The sequence below is a fragment of the Bradyrhizobium sp. WSM2254 genome (genome assembly GCF_000472645.1).
GTDB lineage: Bacteria > Pseudomonadota > Alphaproteobacteria > Rhizobiales > Xanthobacteraceae > Bradyrhizobium > Bradyrhizobium niftali.
On record NZ_AXAB01000037.1, the window covers coordinates 16,660 to 30,329 of the forward strand.

Consider the following 13,670-nt stretch of genomic DNA (forward strand, 5'->3'; position numbering starts at 1 on the left):
GCGGCGGCCGCAGGGCTCCATCAGACTTCGACGCGCTTGATCGCGAGCGACTTCAGATAGGCCGCCGGATTTTCGGGATCGAACACCTTGCCATCGAAGAAGGTCTCCTTGCCGCGCGAGGTGGAGGCCGGGATCTCCGAGGCGGCGACGCCGAGCGTCTTGGCGGCGTCGCGCCACATGTCCTCGCGGTTGACCTTGGCGATCAGCGCCTTGGTGTCGAAGTTCGCCTCGTATTTGCCCCAGCGGATGTCCTCGGTGAGGAACCAGAGGTCGTGGCTCTGGAACGGATAGGAGGCGAAGTCGCGCCAGTACTTCATGATGTGCGGCGAGTTCTCGACCACCTTGCCGGGGATGCCGTAGTCGAACTTGCCGGAGGTGCGATCGAGCACGTCCTCGACCGGGCAGTTCATCCACTGCCGCTTGCCCATGATGGCGGCGAGCTCGGCCTTGTTCTCGGCCTTGTCGGCCCACTGCTGGGCCTCCATCACGGCCATCAACAGCGCCTTGGCGGCTTTCGGATATTTGTCGACGAAGGCTGCGCGCATGCCGAAGGATTTTTCCGGATGCTTGTTCCAGAGTTCGCCCGTGTTGATCGCCGTGTAGCCGATACCCTGGTGGATCAGCTGCAGGTTCCAGGGCTCGCCGACGCAGAAGGCATCCATGGTGCCGACCTTCATGTTGGCCACCATCTGCGGCGGCGGCACGACGATGGTCTCGATGTCCTTGTCGGGATCGATGCCGCCGGCGGCGAGCCAGTAGCGGATCCAGAGGTCGTGGGTGCCGCCGGGGAAGGTCATCGCGGCCTTCACCGACTTGCCGGAGGCCTTCTTCTTCTCCAGCGCCGCCTTGAACGGCGACGCGTCGACGCCGAGCTTGAGGTCGGCATATTCGTTGGCAACCGAGATGCACTGGCTGTCGAGATTGAGCCGCGCCAGGATGTACATCGGCGTCGGCTGGTTGTTCTGCGTCACCTTGCCGGCCGAGATCAGATACGGCATCGGGGTGAGGATGTGGGCGCCGTCGATGCCGTTGCCTTCGGAGCCGAGCACGAGGTTGTCGCGCGTCGTGCCCCAGGAGGCCTGCTTCTGCACGTCAGTGTCAGGCATGCCGTATTTGGCGAACAGGCCCTTGTCCTTGGCGACGAAGAGCGGACCGGCATCGCTCAGCGCGATGAAGCCGAGCTTGGCGCCCTTGACCTCGGGGCCGGCGTCCTGCGCGAATGCGCCGGCGGGGAAATTGAGCTTGGCGGCGGCAAGAAGGGCAGCGGTGCTGCCGGTGGCCTTCAACAATTGACGGCGGCTGAGGCCAGTCTCGGAGGGCCAGCGGATGCGCTTGGTCATCGGTGATGTCGTCCTTTTGCGTCGTTGCGAATGATTGCGTCAGTGCGCACGAGCAGCCCGTCCGTCCGTGACGCCCGAAAAAGGCGCATGCGAACGCGCGAGGGGGGGACCCCCGTCTGGTGGCGTCAGCAAAATCGGATGAGAAGTCTCGCGGGACGGCTTCAATGGCGTCGGCTTGGAACTATTCAAGCTTCATGCCAAGCTCCGCATCTCATAAACTTCCGAGAATTCAATACGTTATTTACGCCGCGCCAGTCTGTCGCAGGGTTGCTGCGCACGCGAAATTTGCGGACTGCTCATTTCTTGTGCGCCGCACAATTCTTATGCACTCGCCTAAGCAAAAGGCCGCAGAACCGGCAAAAGCCGGATCAAGGCACGCACCATCCATTTGAAATCGCCTACGTTTTCTATCACGCCCAAGCGGCACGCGACTTGCATTTCCATTGCCGTCAACGAAGACTGCGGCTTGCCGCATTGTTGCAGCCTCTGGCGGCTGCAAACCGGAAGCTCAACTGCTTCGCGGCCCTTATCGGCTCAGTCGTCGTGACGCGATTCCCAAGGCTTCCAGACCTCCATAGCCCTCGTGCGCGGCAGAGCTGTCCGCACGGCTCAAGACGTTCAGCCGCGCTCTCTCTGGGGGCGTGTCGATCTCACTTACGAAGCAAAAGGAACCATTGATGTCGTATCTCGCGCCTTCGGAATTCGTCACCAAGATGGTGGATGCGGGCGAGTCCAAGATCTTCATGTCCACCCGGGATACCATCATTCGGGCCTATATGGCCGGCGCCATCCTCGCGCTGGCGGCCTGGTTCGCCGTCACGATCAACGTGAACACCGGCCAGCCGCTGGTCGGCGCGCTGCTGTTTCCGGTCGGCTTCGTCATGCTGTACCTGCTCGGCTTCGACCTCTTGACCGGCGTGTTCGTGCTCTCGCCGCTCGCCCTCATCGACAAGCGCCCGGGCGTCACCTTTGGCGGCGTGCTGCGCAACTGGGGCCTCGTCTTCGCCGGCAATTTTGCCGGCGCCTTCACGGTGGCCTTCATGATGGCCTTCGTCACGACCTTCGGCTTCACGCAGGACCCCGACAAGGTCGGCGCGGCCATCGGCAATATCGGTGAGGGCCGAACGCTCGGCTATGCCGCGCACGGCGCCGCCGGCATGGCGACGCTGTTCATGCGCGGCATGCTCTGCAACTGGATGGTCTCGACCGGCGTCGTCGGCGCCATGATCTCGACCTCGGTCTCCGGCAAGGTCATCGCGATGTGGATGCCGATCCTGGTGTTCTTCTACATGGTGTTCGAGCACTCCGTGGTGAACATGTTCCTGTTCCCGTCGGGCCTGATGCTGCACGCGAAGTTCTCGATCATGGACTACCTGATCTGGAACGAGATCCCGACCGTGCTCGGCAACCTCGTCGGCGGCCTCGCCTTCACCGGCATGACGCTCTACGCCACGCACGTCATGACCCTGCCGAAGCGCCAGGCCGGCAAGACCACGCAGCCCCGCGTCGCGGCCTGATCAAACAACGTCTCGACAGGGGAGCCTCGCCCGAGCAGGGTGAGGCTCCCCTCTCCTGGTGATGATGATGTCCCGCGGACTTCAGATTTCGATCGGCCAGCACTCCGACAGGGGTCGCAAGCCCGTCAACCAGGATTTTCACGGCGTCCTGATTCCGGAGGAGCCGCTGCTCAGCCTGAAGGGCATCGCGGCGGTTCTGGCCGACGGCATCTCCAGCAGCACGGTGAGCCAGATCGCCAGCGAGTCGGCGGTCAAGAGCTTCCTGATGGACTATTACTGCACGTCGGAATCCTGGACGGTGAAGACCTCCGCCCGCCGCGTGCTCGACGCGACCAATTCCTGGCTGCACGCGCAGACGCGCAAGAGCCAATATGCCTATGACCGCGACAAGGGCTATGTCTGCACCCTCAGCGCCATGGTCATCAAGGCGACCACCGCGCACATCTTCCATGTCGGCGACTGCCGCATCTACCGCGTCGCCGGCAAGGCGCTCGAACAGCTGACCGACGATCACCGCATCATCGTGTCGTCGGAGCAGACGTATCTCGGCCGCGCGCTCGGCATCAACCCGCAGCTCGAGATCGACTACCAGACGGTCGAGATCGAGGCCGGCGACACCTTTATCCTCGCAACCGACGGCGCCTACGAGTTCGTCGACCATCGTTTCATCACGACCGCGCTCGGCGAGCATGCAACCGAGCTCGACGGCGCCGCGAAGGCGATCGTGGACGAAGCGTACCGGCGCGGCAGCGACGACAACATCACCGTCCAGATCCTCCGCATCGACGCAGTGCCGCAGCGCGACTCGGCCGGTATCTTCAATCGGACCTTCGAACTGCCGCTTCCTGCGCTGCCCGAGCCGCGGGCGATGTTCGACGGCTACAGGATCGTCCGCGAGATTCACGGCAGCAGCCGCAGCCACATCTACCTTGCCGTCGATGTGGAGACCGAGGAGGCGGTCGCGCTCAAGCTGCCGTCGATCGACTTGCGCGACAATGCCGCCTATCTCAAGCGCTTCCTGATGGAGGAGTGGATCGCACGCCGCATCGACAGCCCGCACGTGCTCAAGCCGCTGTCACAATCGCGGCGGCGCAGCTACCTCTACGTCGCGACCGAGTTCATCGAGGGGCAGACCCTGAGGCAGTGGATGCTCGACAATCCGCGGCCCGATCTGGAGACGGTCCGCAGGATCGTCGAGCAGATCGCCACGGGGCTTCGCGCCTTCCACCGCATGGAGATGCTGCACCAGGACCTCAGGCCCGACAATGTCCTGATCGACAAGACCGGCACCGCGAAGATCATCGACTTCGGATCGGTAAGGGTCGCCGGCGTCGCAGAGGCGGCGCCGAAATCGGCAGACGAGGAAATTCTCGGCACGGTCCAATATACGGCCCCGGAGTATTTCCTCGGCGAGGGTGGCTCGCCGCGGTCCGACATGTTTTCGCTGGCCGCCATTTGCTACCATATGCTCACCGGACATCTTCCCTATGGCGCCCAGCTCGCCAAAATCCGCGGTAGATCGGACGCGTGGAAATTGAGATATCGCCCGGCCATCGATGCCGAGCGGGGCATCCCGGGATGGATCGACGGCGCGCTCAGGAAAGCGCTGCATCCCGATCCCTACAAGCGCCACGAGGACCTCTCCGAATTCGTCTTCGAACTCAGGAATCCCAATCCGGCCTATCTCGCCACGCGGACCACGCCTCTTCTGGAGCGCAACCCGCTGATGTTCTGGAAGCTGACCACGGCGGCGCTCGCCTGCGCAGTCGTGGTTCTGCTCGCGCTGCTGCACGCGCGTTAGGGCGGTGCGGTCATAGAAGCCCGGACGTCAGCTTCTCGCGGCCATGCGGACATAGGTGGCCGGTTCAGAACATTACCGCTTGTGACCCAAAGCTGACGTGGACGCCTCGCCCTCAGCCCCGTTTTGGAATGAGCCTCAGGAGAACCCAGCCCAAGAAGCAAGTCCCTGCAAGTGAACTGGTTAGCACGAAACTGAATAAACCTGGATTAGTCCGATAGCTCACCCACTCCCAATGTGAGGTGAACTGATCTCCGAAAAATACTCGCTCCGCAAAAACGGCGGACAAGACCTCAGCAAGAAAAAGCAGCCATACCGCAGCAAGCAGAACCCATACTGCAACCGACTCGGCCTTTCGCATCGCCGAGTTAGTCCTGCGTGGAATTTTGACTTTCTGACGTGTCATGATGCATCTCAGCCGACAGCGCCTTCGCGGCGCCTAGAGAATGAATGAAGACGACATGGACAGGCGGCACCAGAGGGCAGGCTGGTGCGGAGTGTATCTGATGCCGATTGCCTTGGCTATCGTCTTTGCACGTTATGTCAATCTGCTTTCGGCTGAGTGGATTTTCCGCTCACAAAAGGACCTGGTGAGACTAGCGATTGGTCTCGGCACACACGTCTGGAGTGGTCGTCTCATTCAGCGGGCTGACCCTGTTGCCGATAGCGATCGCGCAATCCAAGTGCCCAAGACATGAAGTGAGGCTTAGCCCAGCTCGGGGCGCTCGAAGTCCCCTTATGGCCCTCTTCTGGCGTGGCGGATCAAGTCAGCGATGTCGGCTCAGCGAGACAAGGCGGACATTGCGTTGGCAGGTGCGGGGACCCGGAAATAGCATGGGACTCGCAATTCGCGAGCCCCGCTGTGCACTCCGCAATTTCAGGCCTTGTGATGGACAGTCTGCAGGCCGTAGACCGGCGTCGGGATGCTCTCGTAGCGCGCCTTCAGCTGCAGGGAAAGGAATTGCGAGTAATGTCGCGACTGATGCAGATTGCCGCCGTGGAACCATAGGCCTTCCTGCTGTGTCGGCTTCCACATATTGCGCTGCTCACCTTCCCATGGGCCGGGGTCCTTTGTCGTATTCGAGCCGAGGCCCCAGACCTTGCCGACTTTGCTGGCCATCTCCGTACTCACGAGATCGGCGACAAAGCCGTTCATCGAGCTGTAGCCGGTGGCATAGACGATCACGTCCGCCGGCAATTCCTTGCCGTTGTCGAGCCTGACGCTGTTGGGCGTGATTTCCTCGACCTGTCCAGCGAACAGTTTGATTTTGCCGTCAATGATAAGCTGTGAGGCGCCGACATCGATGTAATAGCCCGAGCCGCGACGCAGATATTTCATGAATAGCCCGGAATCGTCGTCACCGAAGTCGAGCTTGAATCCGGCCTTCTCCAGCCCGGCATAGAAAGCGGCGTCATCCTGACGGATCTTGTCGTAGACCGGCTTCTGAAACTGATTCAATATCCGGTATGGCAGTGAAGCGAAGATCAGATCGGCCTTTGCCGTCGTCGTTCCGCCGCGGACGGCGCGTTCGGAATAAAGATCAGCGATACTCTCCATCAGCGAATCCGAGCGCACGATGTGGGTCGTCGAACGCTGCACCATCGTTACGTCGATGCCGGCCTCGTACAGCGCAGCGCAGATGTCATGGGCCGAATTGTTCGAGCCGATCACCACCACCTTCTTGCCTTTGTAGCCGCCGGAGCCGGGATGGCGTGAGGAATGGTGTTGCTCGCCCTTGAACGTTTCCGCGCCTTTGATTTTCGGCATGTTCGGCTTGGCCGACATGCCGGTCGCGAACACAAGCTGCCTGGGCCGCAGAGTAATCTCCTTACCATCGCGTTCGACGATGACGGTCCATTCCTTCTTGGTGTCGTCCCAACTGGCGCGTTTGGCCGTGGTGTTCGTCCAGTAGTTCAGCTCCATGACCTTGGTGTACATTTCCAGCCAATCGCCGATCTTGTCCTTGGGCGAGAACACAGGCCAGTTCTTGGGGAAATCGATGTAGGGCAAGTGGTCGTACCAGACGGGGTCGTGCAGGCAGAGCGACTTGTAGCGGTTGCGCCAGGAATCGCCGGCGCGTGCGTTCTTTTCGACGATGATCGTTGGCACACCGAGCTGGCGCAGCCGCGCCCCGAGCGCAATGCCGCCCTGTCCGCCGCCGATGACAAGCACGTAGGGCTGGGACTTGAAGCCGAGTTGCTCGACTTCCTCGTCACGCAGTTCCTTCCAGGTCTTGGCGCCGGGATTGACGCCGTGCCTGGCGCCGAGCGGTCGGCTGAAGCCAGCCTTTTCCTCGTGGGCCTTGAGTTCGGCCATGGTCGTCAAGAGCGTCCAGATCTGACCATTCTGCAGGCGGATGAGTCCATATCCGCGCGCGACCTCGGTCTCGAACGTGATCCAAGATTCGGTCACGCCGCCGGCCTCGGTTGGCGTTTCACCCTCGGCGGTTTTCCAGTTGCGCGGCTTCACATGCGCGAGACAATGCGCGAGCATGTCGCGGACCTGATCGCGGCCTTCCATGGTCTTGATGTTCCAGGTGAAGGCAACGAGGTCGCGCCAGTAGCATTCCGGAGCGAACATTCCTACCGCGGCGTCGAGATCGCCCGCCGCAAGTGCGGCTTCAAACTTGTCGAGGAAAACCTGGACGCGCGCACTGAGCGTGGTGTCGAGCATCACTTCCTCCCGGATGTCGATTGCAATTTTTCTGCGCAGGTCGCGTAACCTTATCCCAACTAGCGCGGGAATCCAGACTCGCGCGGCAGGGTTCCCGGTCGGCTTCAGCGCCTCTCAGCGACCGCCTGCAACAACGCCGCTTGCCCACCGACGAGGGGAAGAGTTTTGCTGCGGTGCATGCGTCCGGAATTGGGCCCAACTCAGACATCGGTGACGTCCGTTGTTGCGCCGCCATCGGAAGCACAGCGGACGTCGTACGCGCCCAGACTGCCTGCCGCACAGTTTGAATTTACGCCCCGGGTGGAGCCGTCAGGCCGGCTCCGCCGCCTTCACCCCGAGCGGTTTCGGCGCCATGCCGCCGCCGGGCTTGAGGTGGAATTCATAGGTCATCAGGTACCACGGCCCACTTGCCTTGGAGCCGTCGGGCATCTCAAGGTCGTTGCGCGGCTCGACCTTGGCGACGAGGTCGTCCTTGACGCCGAACACCACGTCGGAATCGAGGTATTTGTCGCCGTCCATGAAGACATGCGTGATCAGCGGCTCATAGCCCTTGGCATTGACGAGGAAGTGCACATGCGCCGGACGCATCGGATGGCGATTGGTCTGCACGATCATCTCGCCGACGGGACCATCGGTCGGAATCGGGTAGCTGCACGGCAGGATGGTGCGGAAGAAGAAGCGGCCGTCGCTGTCCGTGATGAAGCGCGCCCGCGCCGAGGCACCGACCTCGTCGTAGTTCGGCTTCTGTGAATCGTAGAAGCCGTCGTCGTCGGCATGCCAGACGTCGACCGGAACGCCCGCAAGCGGCTTGCCCTTCAGGTCGGTGACGCGGCTCTGCACGAACATCCGCTCGCCGGTCTGATTGTTCGGCGAGATGTCGGTGCCATGCGCGGTCACCTTGTGCTCGCCGACATAGAACGGGCCGAGCACCGTGGTCTGGGTGGCGCCCTCGCGATCCCTGTGGTTGACGGCGTCGACCAGCATGGAGACGCCGAGCACGTCGGAGAGCAGGATGAACTCCTGGCGGGTGTCGGTGCATTTATGACCGGTGCGGGTCAGGAAATCGATGGCGTATTCCCATTCCTCGAAGGTGAGACCGGTCTTGCTCACGTAATCGTGCAGCGACTTCACCAGTTCCTGGAGCAGGAATTTTGCCCGCGGGCTCGGCGTATTGTCGAAGCTTCTGACGACGGCTTCGGTGAGCTCGGTCTCGTTGAACTGGGTCATGGTGCGTTTGCCCTGAGTTTTCTCGTTGGCCCGGATGGGCTCCTTGGAGGCGTTCCAGAGTGGAGCCTACACCAGTCGGCGGGGCCGCGTTAAGCGCAACCGGCTTGGAATGGGGCCGGCATTTCGCTATCAACTTTCCGACAAAACGCCCCGGAGGAACTGATGCTCGCCCCCACCCCCGCCTCGCCCGAATCCGTCGGCATGTCCAAGGCTGCGCTCGACCGCGTCGATGCGCATCTGAAAAGCCGCTACATCGATGCCGGCCGTTTCCCGGGCACGCATCTCTTGGTCTATCGCCGCGGCAAGGTCGCCCACAGCTCGGTCCAGGGCCTTGCCGATGTCGAGCGCAAGGTGCCGGTCAAGGACGACACCATCTACCGCATCTATTCCATGACCAAGCCGCTCACCAGCGTCGCCTTCATGATGCTGGTCGAGGAAGGCCTCGTCGCGATCGACGAGCCTGTCGCCAAGTACATTCCGGAATGGAAGGAACTCGGCGTGTTCGTCGCCGGCACCGCGCCGGGCTTCCTGACCCGGCCGCCGTCCCGGCCGATGCTGATCGTCGATCTGCTGCGCCACACCTCCGGGCTGACTTACGGCTTCCAGCAGCGTTCCAATGTCGATGCCGCCTATCGCACCGAGAAGATCGGCGAGGTCGAGAAGTCAGGGACGCTCCAGACCATGATCGAGGCGCTCGCGAAGATCCCGCTGGAGTTCTCGCCGGGCGAGGCCTGGAACTACTCGGTCGCGACCGACGTGCTGGGCTACCTCGTCGGCAAGATTTCCGGCATGCCGTTCGAGCAGTTCCTGAAAGCACGCATTCTCGATCCGCTCGGCATGACCGACACCGATTTCCACGTGCCGGCCTCGAAGGCCCATCGCTTCGCCGCCTGCTATTCGGCGGACCCGGGCGGCGGCATGACGTTCCACGCCGGCCAGCGCCGCGAGGGCCTGACGCTCCAGGACGATCCGGCGACGAGCTCGTTCCTGTCACCGCCCTCCTTCATCTCCGGTGGCGGCGGCCTGTGCTCGACGGTTGCGGACTATCTCACCTTCTGCCGGGCGCTGCTCAACGGCGGCGAGCTCGGCGGCGTCAGGCTGATCGGACCGAAGACGCTGGCGCTGATGACGACCAACCACATTCCGGGCGGCCGCTTCCTCCCCGAGGTATCACGCTCGCTGTTCTCGGAAGCCACCTATAACGGCATCGGATTCGGCCTCGGCTTTGCCGTGACGATGCGCCCGGCCGAGACGCTGATCGCCGGCAGCCCCGGCGAATACAATTGGGGCGGCGCGGCCACCACCTCGTTCTGGATCGATCCGGCCGAGGAGCTGATCGCCATCTTCATGACGCAGGTGCTGCCCTCGAGCGCCTACCCGCTCCGGCGCGAGCTGCGCAGCATGGTGTATGCCGCGATCACCGAGAGCAATCTGTAAGACAAACGAAATGATCCCGCGGCTCCGGGGCCGCGGGATCGTTCACTTCAGCATCTCCGGCACGATCAGGCGCGGCAGGAACAGCGACACCTCCGGCCACACGATGAGGGCCGCCAGCACGACCAGCATCGGCACCAGCATGATCGCGGTGTCCTTTAGCGCATAGCGCAGCCGCACTCCCGCAACCGCGCAGGCGATCATCAGGCACAATCCGTAAGGCGGCGTCACCAGCCCGAACGCCAGCGACACGATCGAGACGATCGCGAACTGGACGGGGTGCAGATCGACGGACTTGGCCAACGGCTCCAGCACGGTGCCCACGATCACGATCGCCGGAATGGCGTCGAGAAAGCAGCCCACGACCAGGAAGCAGAATGCAATGAAGAAGCCGGCTGCAATCGGTCCCATGCCCCAGGTCGAGACGTTGGCCAAAAGCTCCTGCGGAATCTTGTAGTAGGCCAGCAACCAGCCGAACGCGCTCGCGGTGCCGACGCAGAACAACGCAACGCCGGCAAGGCGTCCCGTATCAAGCAGGGCCCCATACAGTTCGCGCCAACCGGTCTCGCGATAGAAGAACGCCGACAACGCCACGGAATAGAGCACCGCAACGCAGGCGGATTCGGTCGCGGTGAACCATCCGAGCAGGATGCCGCCGACGATGATGAACGGCGTCGTCAGCGCCGGTATCGACCGCCAGATCGCGCAGCACATGTCCCGCCAGCTATCCTTCGGATAGGTCGGATAGCCTCGCCGCACGGCGTAGACATGCACGGTCGCCATCTGGGCTCCGGCAATCAGGAGGCCTGGGACGATGCCGGCCAGATACATCGCGGCGATCGAGGTCGAGATCAGCCCGCCCCACACGATCATCAGGATCGACGGCGGGATGATGACTGCCAGCACCGCCGATACAGCCGTGATCGCGATGGAGAACGAGAGGTCGTAACCCTCCTTGGTCTGGGCATCGATGAAGATCTTCGACTGGCTCGCCGCATCGGCAGTCGAGGAGCCGGAGATGCCGGCGAAGAACACCGAGAGCACGACGTTGATCTGCGCCAGCGATCCCGGCCAGTGTCCGACCATCGATCGCGACAGCGCGACCAGCCGGTCGGTGATGCCGCCGATACTCATCAGATTAGCGGTCAACAGAAAGAACGGCACCGCCAGCAGGATGAACGAATTGTAGGCGTTGAAGGTTTCCTGCGCGAGCGTCATCAGCGACAGATGCGGCTCGATCAGCAGGATCGGCACGCAGGCAAGGCCAAGCGCGAAGGCGACCGGCACGCGAATGACGAGCAGGCCGATGAAAACCCCGAACAGAACCGCCGCGGCCTGTCCGGCAGAAAGAACATTCCCCGTCATTGCTTCGCCCCAACCAGAATCCGCATTTCATCAAGTATCTGCTCACCCGCAAACACGATCCACGTCACGCCGGCCACCGGCCAGGCGACGTGGATCAGCCAGAGCGGCAGATCAGCCAACTCCGACGTCCTGTTCCAGGCGAACCGTGTGAATTCGAGACCGGCCCACACAAACACAAATGCAAGCGCCAGCACGCCGAGACGGGCGAGGATTCGCACCAGAGCCTCCGACCGCCGCGACAGATCGGGCCAGACGTCGACTTCGAAATGCTGGGACTCCCGGATTCCGACCATGGCGCCGATCATGATCGTCCAGACGAACAGGAAGCGCGCCATCTCCTCCGTCCAGATGTAGGAGGGAATGAGCGGGGTGTAGCGCGATATGATCTGCAGCGTCACCGGGATCACGAGAATGCCGACACAGGCTGCGAGCAGGATTTCGAGCAATTTCGCGTAGGCCGCCGTCGCTCGGCGCCATAGCGACGGGATCGCCGCAACAGGTATTTCGGTCATTGTATCTCCGCGGTGGCAATCATCACCAAAGGGGCAAGCCGCAAGGCTTGCCCCGATATTCCGTCGGTCGACATGGAGCGGTCAGGCGACGTTGATCTTCTCGAAGATTCCCTCGGCGCCGATTTCCTTGGCGTAGGTCGCCATCACGGGGTCGGCGCGTTTCTTCATGGCGTCCCGCTCCTCGAAGGGAACGCGCTTGAGCTTGCCGGCCTTCTCGAGCGTGTCGAGCTTGACCACCTCTTCGCTCGACTCGAGCTGACGGCCGTAGTCGCCGGCCTCCTTGCCGGCCTTCATGATCGCGTCCTGCAGATCCTTCGGCAACGTCTTCAGCGTCTTCACCGAGAAGCAGATCGGCCGGATCGACACGGCGTGCTGGGTCAGGTTGAGATGCGGCGCCACCTCGTAGAACTTCATCGCCTCGACGCCGGCGGCCTCGTTTTCGCCGGCCGAGATCACGCCGTTCTGGATCGCGTTGTAGATTTCGTTATAGGCGATCACCGTCGGGCTCATGCCGACGGCCGCAAAGGTCTTCGACCAGATCGGCGCGCCCTGCACGCGAACCTTGAGGCCCTTGAGATCGGCGAGATTCCTGAGCGGCTTGTTGGCGAAGATGTTGCGGATGCCGCCGCCGGAATAACCGATCAGGACGACCTCGGCTTTCGCCGCGACCTCGTCGGCGATCGGCGCCAGGATATTGGCTTCGACGACCTTGTTCATGTGCTCAATGCCCTTGAACACGAAGGGCGCGTCGATGAACGGAGCCGCCTTGGCGAAGGTCGACATGTGAGCCGGCGAGACGATGCCGTAATCGACCGCTTTGCCCTGCGACATGTACTCGAAATACTGCTTCTCGAGGCCGAGCGAGGAGTTCCTGTGCAGGGTGAAGTTGACGGGCTTGCCGTAGTACTTCTTGACCAGCTCTTCGAACCGGATCAGTGCCCGGTTGAAGGCGTGGTCGTCGTTGAACTGGACTGCGCCGTTCAGCGTGATCGGCGCTTGCGCCTTGAGGATCGACGGCATGCCAATCGTAGCCGCCGCAGTGGTCGCACCGATACCAGCGAGAAATGATCTTCGCTTCATCGTCTCCCTCCCTTGTTGCTCCGCCCCTGTAACCGGAGCGTGAGCGCGGCCGGCATACGGCCAGCGTTCGGGGAGGGTATGAAAAACGACGGCGGGACGGAAGCCAATTCGGATGAGCTGGAGGTACTCTTCGTCGCAGGGCCACTCCTGCGCGACCTGTTGCACTGCAACTCGCGCACGCGGCAGGTCGCATGGACGGCCCCCAATCCCCCAGGAGACGGAAGACTTGCGGACCCCGTGCGCTGCACGCAGAGATCCGCACGCCTTCCGCCGCAGACCTAGTGCATGTGACCAATCAAATAAATGCCGCCACCGATCACCAACACAGCCGGCACGGCCCACAAAATAAGGACTGGCATTTGTCGTCCTCCTCAGTTTGACGTGCAGACCTTGACGGTCTTCATCCCGCTCTCGGCTTCGGTGCGCGACTTGTAGACCATGCCCGACGGGCTGACGACGGTCACGGACGTGTCCATCGGCTTCTTGTCGACGATTGTGCACTTCTTCGTCTTGACGTCCTGGACGACATAGAACTCGTCGGCCGCGAACGCCGGCAGGGACAATGCAGCAAGCATCAATGCTGCAGATGCGATCTTCAGCTTCATTTTATCCTCCTCCAATCGCCGGACGTTTCCAGCCCGGCAGGCTCACCAACGGGAAGAAACGGCAATTCGTTCCTAAGCAGGAGGAACGCCGTCCACAGTGAGGTGTTGACGCCGCACT

The 13,670-nt window shown here is 62.3% G+C and carries 11 protein-coding genes; 4 read left to right on the forward strand and 7 right to left on the reverse strand.

Going from position 1 to position 13,670, the window contains the following annotated elements:
• Positions 1 to 20 precede the first annotated feature (20 nt).
• Entirely contained in the window at positions 21 to 1,340 is a 1,320-nt protein-coding gene (locus A3M7_RS0125875; RefSeq protein WP_027546523.1) for a CmpA/NrtA family ABC transporter substrate-binding protein, read from the reverse strand.
• A 677-nt stretch (positions 1,341 to 2,017) separates the two neighbouring features.
• On the opposite strand from A3M7_RS0125875, the gene A3M7_RS0125880 reads away from it, so the two are divergent.
• The 3 genes from A3M7_RS0125880 (at position 2,018) to A3M7_RS0125890 (ending at position 5,353) form a co-directional block, all read left to right on the forward strand.
• The gene (locus A3M7_RS0125880; RefSeq protein WP_027546524.1) at positions 2,018 to 2,857 is read left to right on the forward strand and encodes a formate/nitrite transporter family protein; all 840 of its coding nucleotides are present in this window, start codon (positions 2,018 to 2,020) and stop codon (positions 2,855 to 2,857) included.
• A gap of 61 nt (positions 2,858 to 2,918) precedes the next feature.
• A complete protein-coding gene (locus tag A3M7_RS0125885; protein WP_049823684.1) occupies positions 2,919 to 4,658 on the forward strand; it encodes a bifunctional protein-serine/threonine kinase/phosphatase in 1,740 nt (579 codons plus the stop codon).
• A gap of 503 nt (positions 4,659 to 5,161) precedes the next feature.
• The gene (locus A3M7_RS0125890) at positions 5,162 to 5,353 is read left to right on the forward strand and encodes a hypothetical protein (RefSeq protein ID WP_156936980.1); all 192 of its coding nucleotides are present in this window, start codon (positions 5,162 to 5,164) and stop codon (positions 5,351 to 5,353) included.
• A gap of 179 nt (positions 5,354 to 5,532) precedes the next feature.
• Here A3M7_RS0125890 and A3M7_RS0125895 read toward each other — a convergent pair whose 3' ends face one another.
• Positions 5,533 to 7,329: an NAD(P)/FAD-dependent oxidoreductase gene (locus A3M7_RS0125895; protein WP_027546527.1), complete on the reverse strand. Its 1,797-nt coding sequence runs from the start codon at positions 7,327 to 7,329 to the stop codon at positions 5,533 to 5,535.
• Positions 7,330 to 7,638: 309 nt separating this feature from the next.
• Positions 7,639 to 8,556, reverse strand: coding sequence for an intradiol ring-cleavage dioxygenase (locus tag A3M7_RS0125900; RefSeq protein WP_027546528.1), 918 nt, complete (start codon positions 8,554 to 8,556; stop codon positions 7,639 to 7,641).
• A gap of 162 nt (positions 8,557 to 8,718) precedes the next feature.
• Here A3M7_RS0125900 and A3M7_RS0125905 point away from each other — a divergent pair, with 162 nt between their 5' ends.
• A complete protein-coding gene (locus A3M7_RS0125905) occupies positions 8,719 to 9,993 on the forward strand; it encodes a serine hydrolase (RefSeq protein WP_027546529.1) in 1,275 nt (424 codons plus the stop codon).
• A gap of 42 nt (positions 9,994 to 10,035) precedes the next feature.
• Here the strand turns inward: A3M7_RS0125905 and A3M7_RS0125910 are convergent, their stop codons facing one another.
• From A3M7_RS0125910 to A3M7_RS0125925, 4 genes are all read right to left on the reverse strand, one after another.
• Complete coding sequence (locus A3M7_RS0125910) at positions 10,036 to 11,355, reverse strand: TRAP transporter large permease (RefSeq protein WP_027546530.1); 1,320 nt, start codon at positions 11,353 to 11,355, stop codon at positions 10,036 to 10,038.
• Positions 11,352 to 11,867: a TRAP transporter small permease gene (locus A3M7_RS0125915; RefSeq protein ID WP_027546531.1), complete on the reverse strand. Its 516-nt coding sequence runs from the start codon at positions 11,865 to 11,867 to the stop codon at positions 11,352 to 11,354. The genes A3M7_RS0125910 and A3M7_RS0125915 overlap by 4 nt, the downstream gene beginning before the upstream one ends.
• A gap of 81 nt (positions 11,868 to 11,948) precedes the next feature.
• Complete coding sequence (locus A3M7_RS0125920; protein ID WP_027546532.1) at positions 11,949 to 12,947, reverse strand: TRAP transporter substrate-binding protein; 999 nt, start codon at positions 12,945 to 12,947, stop codon at positions 11,949 to 11,951.
• 371 nt (positions 12,948 to 13,318) lie between these two features.
• A complete protein-coding gene (locus tag A3M7_RS0125925) occupies positions 13,319 to 13,552 on the reverse strand; it encodes a hypothetical protein (RefSeq protein ID WP_027546533.1) in 234 nt (77 codons plus the stop codon).
• Between the last annotated feature and the right edge of the window lie 118 nt (positions 13,553 to 13,670).